Raw genomic sequence first — 20583 nt, 5'->3', positions numbered from 1 at the left:
CCATGATTGAAATGAAGGATGTCATGAAAAAGTACTCAAATGGTACGACTGCAATCCGAAATTTATCGGTTGTTATCGATCAAGGAGAGTTCGTTTATGTAGTTGGTCCATCAGGGGCTGGGAAATCTACATTCATCAAATTGATGTATCGAGAAGAAAAAGCGTCAAAAGGAACCTTAAATGTTGCTGGTCATGATTTAATGGCAATCAAAAACAAAGATGTTCCTTACTTACGCAGAGAAATCGGGGTAGTTTTCCAAGACTACAAACTGTTGCCGAGAAAAACAGTTTACGAAAATGTCGCTTATGCGATGCAAGTAATCGGTAGAAAACCACGAGATATCAAAAAACGTGTGATGGAAGTGTTAGATCTTGTTGGATTGAAACATAAAGTGCGTGTTTTTCCAAGTGAGCTATCTGGTGGGGAACAGCAACGGGTATCGATTGCCCGTGCAATCGTAAATACGCCGAAAGTATTGATTGCTGACGAACCTACAGGAAATCTAGATCCGGAGAATTCTTGGGAGATCATGAAGTTATTGGACCGAATCAATGCTCAAGGGACAACGGTCGTTATGGCAACCCATAACAGTACGATCGTGAATACAATTCGTCATCGAGTGATCGCCATCGAAAATGGACGAATCATACGTGACCAAGCGGAAGGGGAATATGGATACGATGATTAGAACCTTTTTCCGACATTTATTAGAGAGTATCAAGAGTTTAAAGCGTAACGGCTGGATGACTGTCGCTTCAGTGAGTGCCGTGACGATCACCTTAACATTAGTTGGGGTGTTCATGGCTGTGATCATGAATGCAACGAAACTAGCCGAAGATATCGAAGGTAACGTAGATGTTTCTGTTTTCGTTGATATTGGCACGAATGAAAAAGATATGAAGACTCTTGAAAAACAATTAAAAGAGATTGATCACGTCAAAAGTGTCAAATTCTCAAGTAAAGACCAAGAGTTGAAAAAGATCCAGGATGCTATGGGGAATTCATGGAGTTTATTTGAAGGAGATAACAACCCGTTATATGATGTTTATGTCGTTCAAACGTCAGAACCTTCTTATACGAAACAAGTATCTCAAGAAGCCGGAAAATTAGCGAATGTTTCTCGCGCGGATTACGGTGGAACGTCTTCAGATAAAATTCTTAAGCTTGCAGGAACCGTTCGAACATGGGGCTTAGCTGCAGCAGCATTATTATTGTTTATTGCAATGTTTTTGATTTCAAATACAATCAGAATCACGATCTTATCTCGCCAAAAAGAAATTCAAATCATGCGATTAGTTGGTGCCAAAAACGGCTACATTCGTTGGCCATTCTTTTTAGAAGGTGGCTGGATTGGTTTGATCGGTGCAATTATTCCGGTATTGCTGATTACATTTGGGTACCAAGAAGTATTCCGAATGCTTAACCCTTCATTATTGCGCTCCCACTATTCCTTGATCCAACCACAGGATATCGTGTGGAAAATCAACGCTTTGATGGCTGGGATCGGAATCATTATCGGTTCATTAGGATCAATTATTTCGATGAGAAGATTCTTGAAGTTTTAATTCATTTCCATCGTTTCACCATATGAAAGGATGGAACGAGTTGTTTCAAGAAGATCCAACAACTTTAAAGTTTAAATGGATGATTCAATGAATCAGCAGACAGAAATTCATTTTTCTGTCTGCTTTTTTAGTTATGATAAGAGTGACCATTTTGTAAAACGCTATGATTTTTTTTACCTCATAATATAAAATAAAAAAATAATATCAAGTAATGATCAATAGGAGGTCATATCGGTTCAGCAGTAGGTATTTTAATTCATTGAGATCATTATCTGTCTGATACTTTCACTTTACTTTAAAAAACATCTCGGCTATTCTTAAGTAGGTGTAAAAGTGAAGAGGTGAGCCATGAGAGTAGTTGTTGATAATTTTTTTACGATCATCTTAATTGCGAATATCTTATTATCAATTGTCATTGTTTTTCGTGAACGAAAAGAAACCGCTCAGACATGGGCATGGTTGTTAGTATTAATGTTTATTCCGATTGTCGGTTTTCTTTTATATATCTTTTTTGGCAGAGGTATTTCACAAGACAAGATCTTTGATTTGAAGATCCAAGGGAAAATCGGGAAGAACTTGGAAATTGAAGAAGACAAACAAGCCTTGATGCGAGGACTTTATCCGCATCCACCAACAGGACAAGTTGATGTCAAGCAACTAATCTATATGCTGACAGTGTTTGAAAGTACATTGTACACAACTGGAAATGAAGTGACTTTGTTTACGGATGGACGAGAAAAATTTGATGCATTGATTGAAGACATCAAGCAGGCAAAAGATCATATCCATCTACAATATTATATTTATCGGGGCGATGCTCTGGGTAAGGAAGTGCGTGACGCGCTGACTGAAGCAGCTCAAAGAGGGGTCAAAGTCCGTGTATTATTAGATGCTTGGGGGTCTACCCAAGTAAATGCAAAATTTTTCCACGAATTACAGGTAGCTGGTGGTGAAGTCGCTTTTTTCTTTCCACTATTTGTCCCTTATATCAATCCACGAATCAATTATCGAAACCATCGGAAAATCGTTGTCATTGATGGGAAAATTGGTTATACTGGTGGATTTAATGTAGGAAACGAATATTTAGGAGAAGTTTCAAAGTTTGGTTATTGGCGAGACAATCATTTGCGAATCTATGGGGAAGCAGTTTATACGCTACAAAATCATTTCTTGATGGATTGGAACTCGCAGCACGTGAAAGAAGTCAGCTATGCACCAAAATTTTTCCCAAAAATTGATTCTGTAGGCACTTTAGCACTTCAAATCGTCACAAGTGGCCCAGATTCTGAGCATGAACAAATCAAATTGACTTATTTAAAAATGATTTCATTAGCAAAAAAAGAAATATTGATTCAAACGCCTTACTATATCCCAGATGAATCCATTCATGAAGCATTGAAATTAGCCTTGCTTTCTGGTGTCAAAGTTCAGATTCAGATTCCCAATAAACCTGATCATCCGTTAGTCTATTGGGCAACTTATTCTTTTGCAGCAGAACTAATCGAATATGGTGCAGTGATCGAAACCTATGAAAATGGGTTTATCCATGCTAAGACCATGATCATTGACAGTGGAATAGTTTCAATTGGTTCAGCAAATATTGATGTCCGTTCATTCAAATTAGATTTTGAAGTGAATGCGTTGATCTATGATGAAGGAATGGCGACTCACGTAAGAAAAGCTTTCTTTGCTGATTCAAGAAAGTCACAACTGTTAACCAAAGAACGCTATGAAAATCGAGGATTTATCATCAAATTAAAAGAAGGTTTGGCACGATTGATCTCGCCATTATTATAATTGCTACTTCCAGCTAATCAAAAAGGACATGAGGGAGGCGTCTAAGACGTCAGCTCATGTCCTTTTTCTGTCGGAGCCATTTCTGTAAACTGTCAGAAATGGAGAAAGCGTCTCACAGGAACAAAACTAACTTTGGGGTACTTCTTGTTTTTGGGGAAAGCAAGAAATAAGTTAGATAATGTTTGATAAAGAGACACATTTCAAAGCCAGTATAGCATAGAATAACCTAATGAGATAGTGTTTTTTTATTAATAATCATTATTTTTGTTATTTTATAATTTTAATTCGTTTTCAAGTATTTTGTTAAATGTTAAAATGAACTTACTTTAGGACTGAAGGAGATTTCTAAATGAAAAAATTAAAATTACTTTTACCAATAATAGGATTAACTATTCTTTTATCAGGTTGTTCAAAATGGATCGATCGAGGAGAATCCATTACAGCTGTCGGGTCTTCCGCATTGCAACCATTAGTTGAAACAGTCGCTGAATCTTTTCAGGCTGCAAACCCTGGGAAATTCATCAATGTCCAAGGAGGAGGAAGTGGAACTGGATTATCTCAAGTCCAATCTGGAGCAGTAGATATCGGGAATTCTGATTTATTTGCGGAGGAAAAATCTGGAATCGATGCAGCTGCTTTAGTTGATCATCGGGTGGCTGTAGTTGGGATCACACCGATCGTTAACAAGGAAGTGGGCGTTAAAGACATCTCAATGGAAAACTTACGGAAGTTATTTACGGGTGAAATCACCAACTGGAAAGAACTTGGCGGGAAAGACCAACCAGTGGTTATTTTAAATCGTGCATCAGGAAGTGGGACACGTAGTACTTTTGAAAAATGGGTCCTTGATGGAGAAACGGCGATTCGTGCGCAAGAACAAGATTCAAGCGGAATGGTGCGACAAATCGTTGCAGATACTCCAGGAGCAATTAGTTATGTCGCTTTCTCATATGTAACCAACGATGTGGCTACTTTGAGTATTGATGGTGTAGAGCCAACCGATGACAACGTTACGACCAATAAATGGATCATTTGGGCTTATGAACATATGTATACAAAAAATCAACCAAAACAGTTAACGAAAGAGTTTTTAAACTACATGCTATCAGAAGAAGTTCAAAATAATATCGTAGGTGAATTAGGTTATATTCCGGTTTCACGTATGCAAGTTGAACGTGATTGGGAAGGAAATATTGTAAAATAATCATCTTTACACAATCTTTACAAACTTCGCATAAATTTTACATGTTATTAAACTCAAATTGATGTTCGCTTTGTACACTGTATAAGTATGTTAAACCTTACTGGGGGGGAATCATCTGTGGAAGATGTGAAAAAAGTATTATTAACAAAATCAAAACGTTCAAAAATGGAGCAGCGTGGTAAATTCATCAGCTTCTTATGTATCGCCTTGATCGTTCTAGTAGTAGTAGCCATTTTTTATTTTGTTGCAAGTAAAGGATTAGCGACCTTTTTCGTTGATAAGATCAACGTATTTGATTTCTTGTTTGGAACGAATTGGAATCCTGGACAAATTGGTGCAGATGGTAAACCGATGGTCGGGGCATTACCAATGATCGCTGGTTCGTTTATCGTTACTTTTTTATCTGCGATCATCGCGACACCTTTTGCCATCGGTGCAGCGGTCTTCATGACAGAGATATCTCCAAAAAATGGCACAAAAATCTTGCAACCAGTCATTGAACTATTAGTTGGTATTCCATCTGTTGTTTATGGTTTTATTGGATTATCAGTCATCGTACCATTTATCCGAAACATTTTTGGCGGAACTGGTTTTGGTATTTTAGCTGGGACATTTGTTTTGTTTGTCATGATCTTACCAACTGTGACGACTATGACAGTCGATGCCTTAAAAGCCGTGCCGCGTCATTATCGTGAAGCGTCATTAGCTTTAGGAGCTACACGTTGGCAAACGATCTATAAAGTCGTTTTACGAGCTGCTGTACCGGGAATCTTGACAGCCGTTGTATTTGGTATGGCACGTGCATTTGGTGAAGCATTAGCGATCCAAATGGTCATCGGGAATGCTGCCTTGATGCCAACAGGATTAACAACTCCTGCTTCAACATTGACATCGATTTTAACAATGGGGATCGGAAATACGATCATGGGAACAATTGAAAACAACGTGTTATGGTCATTAGCTTTGATCTTGCTATTGATGTCATTAATCTTTAATATCGTGATCCGAATGATTGGTAAGAAAGGGGCATTGAAATAATGAACGCAAAACGCTCTGATAAAATCGCAACAGGAGTCCTTTATGCAATATCGGGAATTATTGTATTGATCTTAGCTGCGTTACTTTTATATATTTTAGTTCGAGGAATTCCTCATATCTCTTGGTCATTTTTAACTGAACCATCAAAAGCCTATCAAGTAGGCGGCGGAATCGGTATCCAATTATTTAACTCGATTTATTTATTATTGATCACGATGATCATCAGTTTTCCGCTTTCTTTAGGAGCCGGTATTTACCTTTCTGAATATGCTGGTAAAAACTGGTTGACTGATGTTATCCGTACTTCAATTGAAATATTAAGCTCATTACCATCTGTAGTCGTTGGTTTGTTTGGCTTTTTAGTTTTTGTTATCCAATTCCAGTATGGCTTCTCCATTATCTCTGGGGCACTAGCTTTAACAGTTTTTAACTTACCTCTATTGACGAGAACGGTAGAAGAATCTTTACAAGCGGTGCATTACACACAGCGTGAGGCAGGGCTTGCATTAGGTTTGTCACGTTGGGAAACAGTGATTCGTGTAGTTGTACCTGAGGCAACTCCAGGGATTTTAACAGGAGTCATTTTAAGCTCAGGGAGAATTTTTGGGGAAGCAGCAGCTTTGATCTATACAGCTGGGCAAAGCGCGCCTGCACTTGATTTCTCAAACTGGAATCCATTGAGTGTCTCTAGTCCAATCAGTATTTTCCGTCAAGCTGAAACACTAGCTGTTCATATTTGGAAAATCAATACGGAAGGAACGATGCCAGATGGCGTATCAGTATCTGCTGGAGCATCTGCGGTCTTAATTATCGCAGTATTACTATTCAATTTTGGTGCTCGTGCGATTGGTAAACGTTTATACCGGAAAATGACTTCAGCTTAAGGAGAAGAAGTAAGATGAAAGAATATAATTGGAATGAAAGAAATATCATCACAATGGGTCAAGAAAAAGAAATTGCCCTTTATACAGATGATCTTCATGTTTGGTACGGTGACAACGAAGCGATCAAAGGTGTTGATCTGGAATTTGAAAAGAATAAGATCACAGCTTTAATCGGTCCTTCTGGCTGTGGGAAGTCAACTTATTTACGTTCGTTGAATCGGATGAATGATGGGATCGCAAATACTAAGGTGACTGGTAAAATCATGTACAAAGATGTCGATATCAATGCACCACAAATTGATGTCTATGAGATGCGTAAGCGAATCGGAATGGTTTTCCAACGACCAAATCCATTTAGTAAATCAATCTATGAAAATATCACGTTTGCATTGAAGCAACATGGCGAAAAGAACAAGAAGAAATTAGATGAGATCGTTGAGACCAGCTTGAAACAAGCCGCATTATGGGATCAAGTAAAAGATAGCCTGGATAAAAGTGCTTTAGCCTTGTCAGGTGGTCAACAACAACGTTTATGTATTGCACGTGCGATTGCGATGAAACCGGATATCTTGTTATTAGATGAACCAGCCAGCGCACTTGATCCGATTTCTACTGGGACAGTGGAAGAAACATTAGTGAATCTAAAAGATGATTACACGATCATCATTGTGACCCATAACATGCAACAAGCAGCTCGTATCAGTGACTATACTGCCTTTTTCTACTTAGGAAAAGCGATCGAATACGATAAAACGAATAAGATATTTACTAGACCAAAAATTAAAGCGACCGAAGATTATGTATCGGGTCATTTTGGGTAAGACGGAGGATTCGTTATGACAAAAGAAATTATCTCATCAAAAGATCTTCACTTATATTATGGAAAAAAAGAAGCGTTAAAAGGAATCGATCTAAGCTTCAATCAAGGCGAAATCACAGCGATGATTGGTCCTTCTGGCTGTGGTAAATCAACTTATCTACGCTCATTGAATCGAATGAATGATTTGATACCGAGTGTGACGATCACTGGAAGTGTCCTGTATAAAGGAAAAGATATCTATGGCCCTAAAACGGACATTGTTGAATTGCGTAAAGAAATTGGAATGGTCTTCCAACAACCAAATCCTTTTCCCTTTTCGATTTACGAAAATGTGATCTATGGGTTAAAACTAAAAGGCGAAAAAGATAAAAAAGTCCTTGATCAAGTAGTCGAAGAAAGTTTAAAGGCTGCATCTGTGTGGGATGATGTCAAAGACAAACTGCATAAAAGTGCCTTATCCTTATCAGGTGGTCAACAACAACGGGTATGCATTGCAAGAGTGTTAGCCGTCAATCCAGAAATTATTTTGTTAGATGAGCCAACTAGTGCGCTTGATCCTGTTTCTACTGGGAAAATTGAAAGCATGCTCTTGGAATTAAAGGAAAGATATACTATGATTATAGTTACGCATAATATGTCACAAGCTTCACGGATTTCTGATAAAACAGCCTTTTTCTTAGATGGGAATTTAATTGAGTTCAATGATACGAAAAAAATCTTTATGACTCCAGAAAAACAAGAAACGGAAGACTATATCTCAGGGCGATTTGGATAAGGAGGAAACGAAATGTTACGTACACAGTTTGAAGAAGAACTACTTAACCTTCATAATCAATTTTATGAGATGGGGATGATGGTAAGTAGTGCAGTGCATAAATCAGTTCGTTCTTATATCAAACATGATAAAGCACTTGCTCAAGAAGTGATCGAAAATGATATTAAAATCAACGACATGGAAACACGTTTAGAGAAAAAAAGTTTTGAAATGATTGCTTTGCAACAACCAGTGACTACAGACTTACGGATGATTATTACCGTGATGAAAGCTAGTTCTGATTTGGAACGAATGGCAGATCATGCGGTTTCAGTTGCCAAATCAACGATCCGTGTGAAAGGTCAAACCAGAATCCCAGAGATCGAAAAAGAAATCTCTGATATGTCTGATTATGTCAAAAAAATGGTGGACAATGTGTTGGTTGCTTACGTCAAAACGGATGAAAAAGATGCTCGAACGATCGCAAATATGGATCAACGGGTCAATGATTATTTCAATCGCATCTACAATGCAACGATCAAAAATATGCAGTCTGATCCAGAAACAGTCATCAGTGGGACAGATTATCTAAATGTTGCCAGCTACTTAGAACGGATTGGCGATTATGTAACGAATATTTGTGAATGGATCGTGTATCTAGCTACAGGAAAAATAACCGAATTAAACTCAAATCATAACGAAATTTTCTAACTCTTGAAGATTGGAAAGTAACGATCAACGTGTGAGTTATAAGAAATAAGCCGAAAAATTCCAAAATAGGAAATATCCTAGGAATTCTTCGGTTTTTTTGTAACTTGAAGACTTAGAGTGAATATTGCTGACTTCTCTGAGAGAAAAAGGTCAAGACTAATTGTCTTTTGTATAATCGAAATTCAGCGACTAGTCTTTGTTTTTTCAACTCGTTCAATTATAATAAGAGCATAGAGATGAAAAGGAGTGAAAGAAGATGAAATTTGTTGAGCAAGATTTTGCTTATTATGAGCGGACAATCAAAAGAATGTATCAAAGTTATTATTGGAAGCGAATTCTAATCTTAGCATTCGTACTCGTGATTGTTCTGGCTTATACAGGCATCTTTCAGGAACATTTGCTTTATAATGTTTTACTGATGATAATCATTGCTGGGGGAGGTATTTATCTTTATCTGCAAAAACAAAAATTTCCAGAGGTCTATCAAAAATATCTAGAGATAAATCAACCAGAAGCAAAAATCGTTAAGATCCAAGAAGCAGAGTATAGCTATAATGATCTTGAAGACAAGAGTGTCAGGATTAACAAAACTGGTATGCGTAATTTGCCGTCAAGGAATAAACAGTAAACATTGATGGTTGGATTCTCCAAGTCCTTTTTTCCGCGTGAACCACTTCAAATTGTTTATTATGATATGCTTGAACTAACCTATGAAGAAAAGTTTCGTTTGAAGCGAAACGGCTATCATTCAATGCCACGTTTTTTGCGTCGGTTTACATTTAGTAATTTAAAAGAAAGCATTGGTAATATGGGACGTTTTATTGTCGGAAATATATTTTTACTAGTTATCCTGTTTCGTGTTATACGCTATTTATGGTCATTTATCCAATTGCTTTTTTAATATCTATAATATTCATACATAATTCATAAAAAATTAGAAAACAATATTTCTTGCCATAAAAAGGGAAAGAAATATTGTTTTTAAAGCATTATTGGCTGGTTCAATGGGAAGTAAATCGTTCAGTAACTCAAGTTGGAGAAAAAGTTACAACTTAAGTCCTATGACTTTTTCTTCCATTCCGTGCATAATATGAATGTAAGGAAAAGCTTGCAAACTATATTTGCTTAAGGAGGCAATTTCCATGAAAGAAAGAGAACGTATTTTAGACTTAGTTAAAAAAGGGATCCTTTCCACTGAAGAGGGCTTAGATTTATTAGAAAGCATGGCAACTGAGAAAGATGAAAAGCAAATCGCAAAAGAAGCAGATAAAGTAACTGCTAGTCATAAAGAAAAAGATCAAGCAACTCAATTGATCGATGAATTGGAAAATGGCACATCAGAAGAAATCCATTTTAATGCCGATCCAAAACAAAACGAAAAAGAAGATCAAGAAAATTTGGAACGTATCTTAGATGAGTTAGCAACACAAGCCAATCAAACGTCGGCTCATTTAGACGAAGTGAATGAAAAGTTAGCACAAAATAAAGCGGCAAGCAATGACAAACAGGAAACATTGATGCAGCTGAATACCAAAGAAGAATTGGATGAACTAACAGAAGATGAGCTTCTCCAAAGAAAGACTCTTGAATCTGAGATCAAGGAATTAGAAGCTGCGAGTGAACAATTAACAGAAGAACAATTGAAACTAGAAGCAGAATTAAAAGATATTCGCAAAAACCAATGGACAGAAAAGAAAGAAACAATTGCTGATAAATTTGAGTTACCAGATGACTGGAAAGAACAAGCCAACGATACATTGAACCAAGTTGGAGAAAAAATGTCTGAAGCTGGTTCTCAGCTAGGCAAGTTTTTGCGGAAGACATTCCAAACGGTATCGGAAACAGTTAATGAAAACATGGAATGGAAAGATGTCAATCTACGTGTACCAGGTATCGCAACGACAAAATTTGAACACGAATTTTATTATGAAGCACCTGCAGCAAGTATTCTTGATATCAAAGCTGCAAACGGAAATGTCACATTGAAAACTTGGGAAAGTGAAGATGTGAAAGTTGAAGCTAAAATTAAATTATACGGTAAAATGAATGCAGAACCATTCGAGGCATTCTTAGAACGTAGTCAAATTGAAGTCAATGATGAGCATGTCTCATTCCAAATTCCAAATAAACGTGTACGTGCGGATCTAGTCTTTTATTTACCAAAACGAGTATATGACCATACAGCAATCAAATTGTTAAATGGGAATATTACGATTAACGACTTAGAAGGTAAAGATGTGTACACCAAATCGACAAATGGAAATATCGTCATTCAAAAATTACAAGCAACCATGCTTGAAATTGAAGGCGTTAATGGGAATATCGATGTTCAATCAGGTGCAATCTTAGATTCGATCATCGAAACAGTGAATGGTACGGTCACTGTAGGAACAACCCCTGAAAATCTTTCCGTTTCTCTCGTTAATGGGGATGTACGGTTGACAATGAAAGAAGAACATTTGAAAAAAATTGAAGCAAGTTCAGTCAATGGCAATGTCAAAGTAGCTTTACCAACAGGAATTGGCATGGAAGGTAATGCGAAAACAAGTTTAGGCAGCATCAACAGCCGCCTGACTGATTATGAAGTAATCCGTGAAAAAAAAGAACGGACCAATCAATTACTACAGTTCCGTCGTCTCTCTGAAAATGAAGTAGCTAGAATCCAATTATCGACTACGACTGGTAGTATTTATTTAAAAGATACGGATCAATAAAGTAATCAACCGGTGAGTTAGCTTATTCTAACAATCGAAAGCAGGATTGATAAGTGGGATGTACGTTCACTATTAAACGATGATACTTGGTCATTCGTTCCTTTAACGAGGAAAAGCAAAAATCTTTGGAGAAAAAGTGTAGTGAGAATGAACAGTTTATCTATTGTCACACTCTTTTTCTTCCATTAAAATGAATAGAACAGAGGTGAAAGTAAAATGAAAAGAAAATTGACAAAATCAAATAAAAATATTGTTTTGACTGGTACATTAGCTGGGATTGCAGAATATCTTGGAATTGATCCAACGGTAGTTCGTGTGATCTATGTATTCCTAAGCTTAGTGGCATTTGGAAGTCCAGTTATCTTATATATTTTATTGGCTTTGCTCATCCCTTCTGGACGAAACAAACAGACTCGTTATGGGCATGAAAACCAATATTATCAAAATAATAATTATCATCATGAACAAACAAAAAAACGTAAAGAGGCGGAAAAGGTCAATGATGACGAATGGAGTGACTTCTAATGTCTTATCTTCAGCGCCTCATCGTGAATACGTTGACGTTCATCTCTCTGGCAGTGATTTTTCCGACGATGATTTATGTAGATAGTATTTGGACAGCTATTTTAGCAAGTTTCGTATTGTCTATCTTGAATATGTTCATTAAACCTATTCTAACAATTTTATCACTACCATTCACTTTAGTGACACTGGGCTTGTTCACATTTGTCATCAATGCGGCAATCTTGAAGATGACTTCCTTTTTTGTTGGAGCATCTAATTTTAATTTTGCTTCCTTTGGATCAGCTTTTTTGATTGCTGTGATCATGTCAGTGGTGAATATGATTGTCAGTGAACACAATAGTAGAAGGTAAACGTGAACAATCGATAATGACTAAAAGGGTACATCCATGGGAAATGTCTTAAATTCCCTGGTTGTACCTTTTTGCTTTGTTTTATAAAAAAAGTGAATTTAAAATAAAAACGTTTTTTTTATTTGGTAGTACTTTTTGTCAGACAATGATAAAATGGGAAGGAACACTCTAATAGAAATGAGGTAGCACGAATGGCAGAAGTTGTAAAAGTAAGCCAATTAGTAGAAAAATTATCATTAGAAATAGTGACTGGTGATGAAAAGAGTTTGGAGCGTGTTATCGTAACTGGTGACATCTCAAGACCTGGTTTAGAATTGACCGGTTATTTTAATTATTATTCACATGATCGTTTACAATTATTTGGGAGCAAAGAGATTAGCTTTGCTGAACGGATGATGCCGGAAGAAAGACTGATGATCATGAGAAGATTGTGCAGTGAGGATATGCCAGCATTCATTATTTCTCGGGGGCTTCCAGCTTCTGAAGAAATGATTCAAGCAGCCAACGAATACGGTATGGCTGTCTTACGTTCACCAATCTCCACATCCCGTTTGCTTGGAGAATTATCTAGTTATTTAGATGGTCGTTTAGCTCCTAGAACGAGCGTTCATGGTGTGCTAGTCGATGTTTATGGGTTAGGTGTACTCATTCAAGGGGATAGCGGAATCGGTAAGAGTGAAACCGCATTAGAATTAATCAAACGTGGTCATCGCCTGATTGCTGATGACCGAGTAGATGTTTATCAACAAGATGAACTGACAGTCATTGGTGAACCACCAAAAATCTTAGAACACTTGATAGAAATCAGAGGGATCGGAATCATTGATGTCATGAACTTGTTTGGAGCAAGTGCTGTCCGTGGTTCAATGCAAGTGCAGTTAGCCGTTTATTTAGAAGCCTGGGCGAAGGACAAAAAATATGATCGACTAGGTTCTGAAGATACTTCTGTGGAAATTGCAGAAGTGGGGATTCCACAAATAAAAATACCTGTCAAAACTGGACGAAACGTGGCCATCATCATCGAAGTTGCAGCAATGAATTTCCGAGCAAAAACGATGGGATTTGATGCAACAAAAACGTTTGAAGAAAGATTAAGTCGTCTGATCGAAGAAAATTCAGGGGCACAATAGCAAGGAGTGGAAACATGATAGCGCAAATCGATCGGGTAGCGTTCAATCTTTTAGGAATACCAATCTATTGGTATGCTTTGATCATTGTATCGGGAATAATTATTGCCATGTGGCTAAGTAGCCGTGAAGCCGTACGAGTTGGCTTAAAATCTGAGGATGTCACTGATTTTATGTTGTGGGGATTGCCACTTTCAATTATTGGCGCACGGTTGTACTATATTTTATTTGATTTACCACAATATATAGCTGATCCTATTCAAATATTCAATATCCGTTCTGGCGGGTTAGCTATTTATGGTGGATTAATCGCAGGTGCCATTACTTTATACTTCTTTACCAAATACCACTTTATTTCCATGTGGACATTTTTAGATATTGCCGCACCAAGTGTCCTACTCGCTCAAGCAATTGGGCGTTGGGGAAATTTTATGAATCATGAAGCTTATGGCCCTGTCACGACGAGAATCTTTTTAGAAAATCTTCATATCCCAAGATTCATAATTGATAATATGTACATTGAAGGTTTTTATCGTCAACCTACCTTTTTATATGAATCCGTTTGGAGTTTGATTGGCTTTATCCTACTCCTATTTTTAAGAAACAAAAAGCATTTACTGAAAAAAGGAGAAGTTTTACTTGTTTATGTGATGTGGTACAGCTTCGGGCGCTTTTTTATCGAAGGATTACGGACAGATAGTTTATACTTCTTAGGTGTTATTCGGATCTCCCAATTGTTGTCAGCCTTTTTATTCGTTGGAACAATTATTCTGTTTATCTGGCGTAGAAAAAAAGGAAATCTACCAGATTACGATCGCACTTTTGGTAAAAATCAAATGATTATCTAATTTACAGAGCTAAAAAAATGAAAAAAATAGCAGGAGTGGTAAAATGAAATATAGGGTGGCAGTCTTAGGAGCTGGCTCATGGGGGACAGCTCTTGCGCAAGTTCTTGCTGAAAATGGACATGATGTTCGCCTATGGGGACATCGTCAATCGCAAATAGACGAGATCAACCAACAACACACCAATCAAAAATATTTACCCGACTATCATTTGTCAACGTCAATCCGTGGTTTTAGTGAGTTGGAACAGGCAGTTCAAGATATTGATGCCTTGTTATTCGTGATTCCGACACGAGCCATTCGCTCTGTAGCACAAGAGGTGGTCACTAAATTGAATACCAAGCCTGTAATCATTCATGCAAGCAAGGGTCTAGAACAGGAAACACACAAACGGATCTCAGAAATTCTTTTAGAAGAGATCCCGAGTGACAAACGTCAATCCATTGCTGTTTTATCTGGTCCGAGTCACGCAGAAGAAGTAGCAAATCATGACATTACTACGATCACAGCTGCTAGCACAGATCAAAAAACAGCTTCCTTTGTCCAAAGGTTATTCATGAATCATTATTTTAGGATTTATACCAACCCTGATGTGATTGGGGTTGAAATGGGGGCTGCATTGAAAAATATTATTGCTCTTGGTGCAGGAGCAATCCACGGATTAGGTTTCGGGGATAATGCAAAAGCTGCTATTATGACTAGAGGTTTAGCTGAAATCAGTCGTTTAGGTGTTGCCATGGGTGCCAACCCCTTGACTTTTATTGGTCTTAGTGGTGTGGGCGATTTGATCGTTACTTGTACTAGTATCCATTCGCGAAATTGGCGAGCGGGCAATTTGTTAGGTAAAGGGCATGAACTGTCAGAAGTATTGGAAAATATGGGGATGGTTGTGGAAGGTGTCCATACGACAAAAGCCGCAAAAGAACTTGCTCAGCAAGTAGGTGTAGACATGCCAATCACTCAAACAATTTATGAAGTACTTTATGAAAATAAAAATGTACAAATTGCGGCAAGAGAAATCATGTTGCGAGATGGAAAAAAAGAAAATGAATTTTCACGATTAATTTTTTAGAGGAGAGATGACAAAATGAAAGTAAAAAAGGCAGTTATTCCAGCAGCAGGTTTAGGAACAAGATTTTTACCTGCAACAAAAGCGATGGCAAAAGAAATGCTTCCAATCGTTGACAAACCAACGATTCAATTTATCGTAGAAGAAGCACTTAAATCAGGGATCGAAGACATTTTGATCGTCACTGGGAAAGCAAAACGACCAATCGAAGACCATTTTGATTCAAATATCGAGTTAGAAACGAATTTGAGTGAAAAAGGGAAAACAGAATTATTGAAGTTGGTTGAAGAAACAACTGATGTAAATCTACACTTCATTCGTCAATCTCATCCAAAAGGGTTAGGACATGCTGTATTACAAGCCCGTGCTTTTATCGGTAATGAACCTTTTGTTGTGATGTTAGGTGATGATATCATGGAAGATGAAGTACCTTTGACACAACAATTGATTGATGACTATGAGCGGACACATGCATCAACAATCGCAGTGATGGAAGTGCCACAAAAAGATACGTCTAAATACGGAATTATTAATCCTGGTGAAGAATTAGAAGAAGGATTGTTCAATGTTAAAAACTTCGTTGAAAAACCAGACCCAAGTAAAGCACCAAGTAATTTAGCTATTATTGGACGCTATTTATTAACTCCTGAAATCTTTGATGTTTTGGCAGAACAACAACCAGGTGCTGGGAATGAGATCCAACTGACAGATGCGATTGATACATTGAATAAAACACAACGAGTATTTGCTCGTAACTTTACAGGCAAACGCTATGATGTTGGTGACAAGTTTGGTTTCATGAAAACCAGTATCGAATACGGCTTGACTCATCCAGAAGTCGGCGAACCATTAAAAGAATATATCAAAGAGCTAGGGAAACAATTAGAAGCTGATCAAACGATGGTACCAAAAAAAGACAACAAAAAAATTGAATCAAAAGATGAGCTGAAAAAATAAATTTTTTAGCAATGAAAGCTTCAACTGCTCTTATCCAAAAAAAGTAGTTGAAGCTTTGCTATTTTTTATTTGTTTAAAAAATGCGAAAATGCTATGCTTATAGAAAGAGTATCAGAAGGGAGTTCGAGTATGACAGGCGGAGAAATTGCTGGGCTGATTGCGGCCATCGCATTTGCAGTCCTCGTTGTTTTTATCATAAGAGTATTGTTACAATTATCAAAAACATTAGAAAAAGTGGATCAAACAGTGGCAGAAGCAAATACGACGATTGAAGTCGTCACCAAAGATGTCGATCTTTTGTCAAGGCAGGTGGAAGGTTTACTAGTCAAAAGTAATGAATTGCTTTTAGACATCAATGGGAAAGTAGAAACGATTGATCCATTATTTACAGCTATCGCAGATTTAAGTGAAAGCGTGTCAGAATTGAATACATCAAGTAAAAATATCGTAACCAAAGTTGGTGGGATTGGGCGTACAACAGCTAAAGCTACCGTGGCTGGAAAAGTTGGTGGCACAGCTTTAAAGTTTTTCAAAAATAAAAAACATACAGAAAAGACTGGAGGAATTTAATTATGGCAAAAAAAGGTGGATTTTTACTAGGAGCAGTTATTGGTGGGACAGCAGCGGCAGTCGCAGCATTATTATTAGCACCAAAGTCAGGAAAAGAACTACGCGATGAACTTGCTGCACAAGCAGATGATTTACTTGATATGGCTTCAGACTACACGGATATGGCAAAAGAAAAATCAGCGACATTAACAGACATCGCAAAAGAAAAAGCGCAAGATCTATCCCAACAAGCTGGTGACTTAGCTGGTAGCGTGAAAAATAAAGTCAATCATTCTGCAAATGATGTCGAAGATGAGTCTGAAGACATTTTATTAACATTAAAAGAACAATCAGAAGATCTTTCTCATCGCTTCAAGAAATCAGCAGATGAGCTTAAAAAGCCAGTCGGACAAATGAATGAAACAGTTAAAGATGCATCTGAAGATATGATGATCAATGCGAAAGATGCTGCAGGTGAAGCTGGACAAACAGTCAAAGAAGGCATTGCTGAAGCAAAACCAGTCGCAAAAGATGCGCAAGCAATGGCAGATATGGCTAAAGAAGACGTAAAAGCTAAAAAAGAAGATTTAAAAGATACATTTACTGACAATGGAAAATAGGCAATTTCTATTTTTTGTAAATAATCAATAGATGCTATCTCGATTTTGGTTAATCGAACGGAACAAGTGATGAATATCAAAGCTAGCAAAGTTTCCTAGCTTTGATATTTTTTTGTTTGATAATTACTAGAATAATACATAATGTAAAGGTCTAATTTGCGTAATCACTTGATAGCATGCTTATTACCATGAGAGTGAAGACACTATAAAAGGACCAGAATGATCAGAAGAATTCGTAAAATCTATTGGTAACCAGAGCTCTTTGGTATGAATGGGTCAACAACAATTAGTGAGGTTGAAGATAAGAAAAAAATGAGTCTAGGACTAACAGTCGCCCTAGACTCATTAATAGATGTAGAAGTGATAAACGGCGTTCAAAGAGCTGATCTTCGGCGATAAGTCAAAAAATCTCAAAACATGGGAAGCTGTTTCGAGATTTTCAACCTTACTGCTCCTGTGATTACTCGTCGCAGGTTTTACTTGGTGAGCGCTCAGATCAAGCCGCTCTTCTCACAACCTCTGATCCACGGCGTTCAAGAAGCAACTCCTCAACAATAAACGATAATTTTCTAAAATATGAGAAGCTATTTTAAAAAATCATCGCTTATTCGTTCGGAGTTAACCGCTTCTTTCACGACCTTATTCAATAACCAATAATTCTTTTGGCGTAGTTGTAAATGGAATACAGCCGTCTTTTGTCACATAGACACAGTCTTCGATTCGAACACCTACTTGATCAGGGATATAGATTCCTGGTTCAAGGGAGAAGCACATGCCTTCTTCGATGACTAAATCATTTCCTGCTACAAGGGAAGGAAATTCATGGACAGTGGTTCCGATTCCGTGACCTAGACGATGATTGAAGTATTCGCCATAGCCATAGCTATTGATTACATTTCTTGCAATTTGATCTAGTTCGGCAGCCGTTACGCCGGGACGTACAGCTGCTTGGGCAGCTAATTGTGCCTCAAGTGTGATTTGATAAATTTTTTCCTGAAATTCAGTTGGTTTTTTATAGGCTACAGTTCGAGTAGCATCGCTGCAATAACCATCCCAAACAACACCTAAATCAAACAAAACAAGTTCATTAGGCGAAATTTTTGTGCTGCCTGGAGCACCGTGGGGGCTTGCTGCGTTTTTACCAGCTAAAACAAGCGTGTCAAACGACATTTGCGAAACACCTTGTTTTTTTAGTTGATATTCGATTTCTGCAATGATTGCTTGCTCAGTAACACCTTCTTTTACTGCCTTAAAGCCGATTTCAAAGGCAACATCTGCCCATTTACCAGCAGCAAGTAATTGGTCTTTTTCTTCCAGTGTTTTGATTAATTGGAGACGTTGAATGATTGCTGTTAAATCAGTAAAGTTGTCAGAACCAGTTAGAACATCTGAAATGGCATCGAAACGATCAACGGTTAACGCATTTTTTTCGATTCCGATATTTCCAGGCTGACCATAACGGTGACGAATTTCTTTCCCAATGATTTCCCAAGGATTTTCGCTGTCTAAATAGCCACGAACATCAAAAGACCATGCACTGTTTTGTGCATCTTCAACTTCTAAAGCCGGAGTGAATAAAAAAGGATCCTGTTCAAGTGGGATAAATAGTGCTAAGACACGTTCATGGGGTTCACTTTCGTATCCTGAAAAATAAGCGATGTGTCCTGGATCACTAATATAGGCAAGATCCACTTGATTTTGAGCCATCCATTTACGTAATTCGTTGATTTTTACGTTATTCATTTTGGCATCCTTCTTTCTAATTTATTGAATTATTAGATAATTGTACCACTTAATGTTTCAAAGACCAACGTATAAAAGTGAAAAAATGAATTATTTTCATGAAAGCGGTAGTAAAACGGTTGCAATTTTGAGTATTATTTGTTATCCTGTTTTAGAAATGTAAAGCGTATTTTCAGAAAACATATAAAAATGAACAGGAGAGCAAGAATGGAAAAGCAAACAATTACTATTTATGATGTAGCGAGAGAGGCAAATGTTTCGATGGCTACTGTTTCACGTGTCGTTAACGGGAATCCGAATGTCAAACCTGCGACTAGAAAAAAAGTGTTAGAAGTCATTGATCGATTGGACTATCGTCCGAATGCTGTTGCACGTGGGCTAGCAAGTAAGAAGACAACGACAGTAGGGGTAATCATTCCAGATGTCAGCAATATGTTTTTTGCTTCTTTAGCACGTGGGATCGATGATGTTGCTACAATGTACAAATACAACATCATTTTAGCAAATTCAGACGGCAATGATCAAAAAGAAGTGAATGTATTAAATAACTTGTTAGCAAAACAAGTAGATGGCGTGATCTTCATGGGACATCATATCACTGATGAAATCCGTGGTGAGTTTTCTCGATCTAAGACTCCTGTAGTATTGGCTGGCTCAATTGACCCTGATGAACAAGTTGGAAGTGTGAATATCGATTACACTTCAGCAACTAAGGATGCTGTCAATAAATTAGCTAAGAATGGCAATAAAAAAATTGCCTTTGTCAGTGGGGCATTGATTGATCCAATCAATGGTCAAAATCGCTTGAAAGGATATAAAGAAGCACTTAAAGAAAATAATTTACCTTACAGCGAAGGTTTGATCTTTGAAGCAGAGTATAACTTTAAAGACGGATTAACTTTAGTTGATCGCATTCATAACAGTGGCGCAACAGCTGTTTATGTTTCAGATGATGAATTAGCTATCGGTATTTTAGATGGTCTTTTAGATAAGGGTGTGAAAGTACCGGAAGAATTTGAGATCATTACAAGTAATAACTCATTGTTAACAGAAGTTGCACGTCCACGCCTAACAAGTATCACACAACCATTGTATGATTTAGGTGCCGTTTCAATGCGTCTATTAACAAAAATGATGAATAAAGAAGAAGTTGAAGAAAAAACAATTATCTTACCTTATGGAATTGAAGAAAAAGGATCGACGAAATAATAAGTGATTAACACTCCACTAGATGATGCTAGTGGAGTGTTTTTAACTTCTAAAATGAAACAAGTAAACATTCGTTGAAGCTTTTAGCTAGTTAACAAGAA

General features: G+C 37.3%; 21 protein-coding genes and 1 pseudogene. 21 read left to right on the top strand and 1 reads right to left on the bottom strand.

Features of this window, described 5'->3' with window-relative positions:
* The first annotated feature begins 2 nt into the window (after positions 1–2).
* From ftsE to AB3H90_RS06300, 20 genes and pseudogenes are all read left to right on the top strand, one after another.
* Entirely contained in the window at positions 3–689 is a 687-nt protein-coding gene (ftsE, locus tag AB3H90_RS06395; RefSeq protein ID WP_010718569.1) for a cell division ATP-binding protein FtsE, read from the top strand.
* Positions 682–1566, top strand: a complete 885-nt coding sequence (ftsX, locus tag AB3H90_RS06390; protein ID WP_278250225.1) for a permease-like cell division protein FtsX — start codon at positions 682–684, stop codon at positions 1564–1566. Before ftsE ends, ftsX begins: the two co-directional genes overlap by 8 nt.
* Positions 1567–1914: 348 nt before the next feature.
* Positions 1915–3363, top strand: a complete 1449-nt coding sequence (cls, locus tag AB3H90_RS06385; protein ID WP_368016410.1) for a cardiolipin synthase — start codon at positions 1915–1917, stop codon at positions 3361–3363.
* Positions 3364–3712: 349 nt separating this feature from the next.
* Positions 3713–4567, top strand: a complete 855-nt coding sequence (locus tag AB3H90_RS06380; protein ID WP_063627395.1) for a phosphate ABC transporter substrate-binding protein PstS — start codon at positions 3713–3715, stop codon at positions 4565–4567.
* A gap of 117 nt (positions 4568–4684) precedes the next feature.
* Positions 4685–5605 (top strand): phosphate ABC transporter permease subunit PstC, encoded by a 921-nt coding sequence (gene pstC, locus AB3H90_RS06375; protein ID WP_010718565.1) that lies wholly within the window; start codon positions 4685–4687, stop codon positions 5603–5605.
* Positions 5605–6489 carry a phosphate ABC transporter permease PstA gene (gene pstA, locus AB3H90_RS06370; RefSeq protein WP_010718564.1) on the top strand — a complete coding sequence of 295 codons (885 nt, stop codon included), beginning with the start codon at positions 5605–5607 and terminating at the stop codon, positions 6487–6489. The genes pstC and pstA overlap by 1 nt, the downstream gene beginning before the upstream one ends.
* A gap of 14 nt (positions 6490–6503) precedes the next feature.
* Entirely contained in the window at positions 6504–7310 is an 807-nt protein-coding gene (gene pstB, locus AB3H90_RS06365; RefSeq protein WP_010718563.1) for a phosphate ABC transporter ATP-binding protein PstB, read from the top strand.
* 15 nt (positions 7311–7325) lie between these two features.
* On the top strand, positions 7326–8084 hold the full coding sequence (gene pstB / locus AB3H90_RS06360) for a phosphate ABC transporter ATP-binding protein PstB (protein WP_010718562.1): 759 nt from the start codon (positions 7326–7328) through the stop codon (positions 8082–8084).
* A 12-nt stretch (positions 8085–8096) separates the two neighbouring features.
* Complete coding sequence (gene phoU, locus AB3H90_RS06355) at positions 8097–8774, top strand: phosphate signaling complex protein PhoU (protein WP_010718561.1); 678 nt, start codon at positions 8097–8099, stop codon at positions 8772–8774.
* A gap of 256 nt (positions 8775–9030) precedes the next feature.
* Positions 9031–9675 (top strand): annotated as a pseudogene (locus AB3H90_RS06350) (hypothetical protein).
* A 241-nt stretch (positions 9676–9916) separates the two neighbouring features.
* The gene (gene liaX, locus AB3H90_RS06345) at positions 9917–11488 is read left to right on the top strand and encodes a daptomycin-sensing surface protein LiaX (protein WP_368016409.1); all 1572 of its coding nucleotides are present in this window, start codon (positions 9917–9919) and stop codon (positions 11486–11488) included.
* A gap of 216 nt (positions 11489–11704) precedes the next feature.
* Positions 11705–12013 carry a PspC domain-containing protein gene (locus AB3H90_RS06340; RefSeq protein ID WP_010718558.1) on the top strand — a complete coding sequence of 103 codons (309 nt, stop codon included), beginning with the start codon at positions 11705–11707 and terminating at the stop codon, positions 12011–12013.
* Complete coding sequence (locus tag AB3H90_RS06335; protein WP_010737969.1) at positions 12013–12363, top strand: phage holin family protein; 351 nt, start codon at positions 12013–12015, stop codon at positions 12361–12363. The genes AB3H90_RS06340 and AB3H90_RS06335 overlap by 1 nt, the downstream gene beginning before the upstream one ends.
* Positions 12364–12554: 191 nt before the next feature.
* On the top strand, positions 12555–13493 hold the full coding sequence (gene hprK / locus AB3H90_RS06330; protein ID WP_010718556.1) for an HPr(Ser) kinase/phosphatase: 939 nt from the start codon (positions 12555–12557) through the stop codon (positions 13491–13493).
* A 14-nt stretch (positions 13494–13507) separates the two neighbouring features.
* Positions 13508–14338 (top strand): prolipoprotein diacylglyceryl transferase, encoded by an 831-nt coding sequence (lgt, locus tag AB3H90_RS06325; protein WP_010718555.1) that lies wholly within the window; start codon positions 13508–13510, stop codon positions 14336–14338.
* Positions 14339–14381: 43 nt separating this feature from the next.
* The gene (locus AB3H90_RS06320; protein ID WP_010718554.1) at positions 14382–15407 is read left to right on the top strand and encodes an NAD(P)H-dependent glycerol-3-phosphate dehydrogenase; all 1026 of its coding nucleotides are present in this window, start codon (positions 14382–14384) and stop codon (positions 15405–15407) included.
* A gap of 15 nt (positions 15408–15422) precedes the next feature.
* Entirely contained in the window at positions 15423–16361 is a 939-nt protein-coding gene (gene galU / locus AB3H90_RS06315; RefSeq protein ID WP_010718553.1) for a UTP--glucose-1-phosphate uridylyltransferase GalU, read from the top strand.
* Between the two features lie 129 nt (positions 16362–16490).
* Entirely contained in the window at positions 16491–16931 is a 441-nt protein-coding gene (locus AB3H90_RS06310) for a DUF948 domain-containing protein (RefSeq protein ID WP_010718552.1), read from the top strand.
* Positions 16932–16933: 2 nt separating this feature from the next.
* Positions 16934–17530 carry a YtxH domain-containing protein gene (locus tag AB3H90_RS06305; RefSeq protein WP_034699167.1) on the top strand — a complete coding sequence of 199 codons (597 nt, stop codon included), beginning with the start codon at positions 16934–16936 and terminating at the stop codon, positions 17528–17530.
* Positions 17531–17797: 267 nt separating this feature from the next.
* Positions 17798–17929 carry a hypothetical protein gene (locus tag AB3H90_RS06300; protein WP_275689562.1) on the top strand — a complete coding sequence of 44 codons (132 nt, stop codon included), beginning with the start codon at positions 17798–17800 and terminating at the stop codon, positions 17927–17929.
* A 240-nt stretch (positions 17930–18169) separates the two neighbouring features.
* Here the strand turns inward: AB3H90_RS06300 and AB3H90_RS06295 are convergent, their stop codons facing one another.
* The gene (locus tag AB3H90_RS06295; RefSeq protein ID WP_010737965.1) at positions 18170–19273 is read right to left on the bottom strand and encodes a Xaa-Pro peptidase family protein; all 1104 of its coding nucleotides are present in this window, start codon (positions 19271–19273) and stop codon (positions 18170–18172) included.
* Between the two features lie 207 nt (positions 19274–19480).
* On the opposite strand from AB3H90_RS06295, the gene ccpA reads away from it, so the two are divergent.
* Entirely contained in the window at positions 19481–20482 is a 1002-nt protein-coding gene (gene ccpA / locus AB3H90_RS06290; protein ID WP_010718548.1) for a catabolite control protein A, read from the top strand.
* Positions 20483–20583 lie beyond the last annotated feature (101 nt).

It is taken from the genome of Enterococcus sp. C63 (genome assembly GCF_040887215.1).
Lineage (GTDB): Bacteria > Bacillota > Bacilli > Lactobacillales > Enterococcaceae > Enterococcus_B > Enterococcus_B hirae.
Note: the sequence above shows the minus strand (reverse complement) of the source record. Positions and strands in the feature narration are given on the sequence as shown.

What these genes read in the sequence shown, in the direction of transcription:
- ftsE (WP_010718569.1), top strand. Translation starts at nt 3, where the DNA reads ATGATTGAAATGAAGGATGTCATGAAAAAGTACTCAAATGGTACGACT.
- ftsX (WP_278250225.1), top strand. Translation starts at nt 682, where the DNA reads ATGATTAGAACCTTTTTCCGACATTTATTAGAGAGTATCAAGAGTTTA.
- cls (WP_368016410.1), top strand. Translation starts at nt 1,915, where the DNA reads ATGAGAGTAGTTGTTGATAATTTTTTTACGATCATCTTAATTGCGAAT.
- AB3H90_RS06380 (WP_063627395.1), top strand. Translation starts at nt 3,713, where the DNA reads ATGAAAAAATTAAAATTACTTTTACCAATAATAGGATTAACTATTCTT.
- pstA (WP_010718564.1), top strand. Translation starts at nt 5,605, where the DNA reads ATGAACGCAAAACGCTCTGATAAAATCGCAACAGGAGTCCTTTATGCA.
- pstB (WP_010718563.1), top strand. Translation starts at nt 6,504, where the DNA reads ATGAAAGAATATAATTGGAATGAAAGAAATATCATCACAATGGGTCAA.
- pstB (WP_010718562.1), top strand. Translation starts at nt 7,326, where the DNA reads ATGACAAAAGAAATTATCTCATCAAAAGATCTTCACTTATATTATGGA.
- phoU (WP_010718561.1), top strand. Translation starts at nt 8,097, where the DNA reads ATGTTACGTACACAGTTTGAAGAAGAACTACTTAACCTTCATAATCAA.
- liaX (WP_368016409.1), top strand. Translation starts at nt 9,917, where the DNA reads ATGAAAGAAAGAGAACGTATTTTAGACTTAGTTAAAAAAGGGATCCTT.
- AB3H90_RS06340 (WP_010718558.1), top strand. Translation starts at nt 11,705, where the DNA reads ATGAAAAGAAAATTGACAAAATCAAATAAAAATATTGTTTTGACTGGT.
- AB3H90_RS06335 (WP_010737969.1), top strand. Translation starts at nt 12,013, where the DNA reads ATGTCTTATCTTCAGCGCCTCATCGTGAATACGTTGACGTTCATCTCT.
- hprK (WP_010718556.1), top strand. Translation starts at nt 12,555, where the DNA reads ATGGCAGAAGTTGTAAAAGTAAGCCAATTAGTAGAAAAATTATCATTA.
- lgt (WP_010718555.1), top strand. Translation starts at nt 13,508, where the DNA reads ATGATAGCGCAAATCGATCGGGTAGCGTTCAATCTTTTAGGAATACCA.
- AB3H90_RS06320 (WP_010718554.1), top strand. Translation starts at nt 14,382, where the DNA reads ATGAAATATAGGGTGGCAGTCTTAGGAGCTGGCTCATGGGGGACAGCT.
- galU (WP_010718553.1), top strand. Translation starts at nt 15,423, where the DNA reads ATGAAAGTAAAAAAGGCAGTTATTCCAGCAGCAGGTTTAGGAACAAGA.
- AB3H90_RS06310 (WP_010718552.1), top strand. Translation starts at nt 16,491, where the DNA reads ATGACAGGCGGAGAAATTGCTGGGCTGATTGCGGCCATCGCATTTGCA.
- AB3H90_RS06305 (WP_034699167.1), top strand. Translation starts at nt 16,934, where the DNA reads ATGGCAAAAAAAGGTGGATTTTTACTAGGAGCAGTTATTGGTGGGACA.
- AB3H90_RS06300 (WP_275689562.1), top strand. Translation starts at nt 17,798, where the DNA reads ATGAATGGGTCAACAACAATTAGTGAGGTTGAAGATAAGAAAAAAATG.
- AB3H90_RS06295 (WP_010737965.1), bottom strand. Translation starts at nt 19,273, where the DNA reads ATGAATAACGTAAAAATCAACGAATTACGTAAATGGATGGCTCAAAAT.
- ccpA (WP_010718548.1), top strand. Translation starts at nt 19,481, where the DNA reads ATGGAAAAGCAAACAATTACTATTTATGATGTAGCGAGAGAGGCAAAT.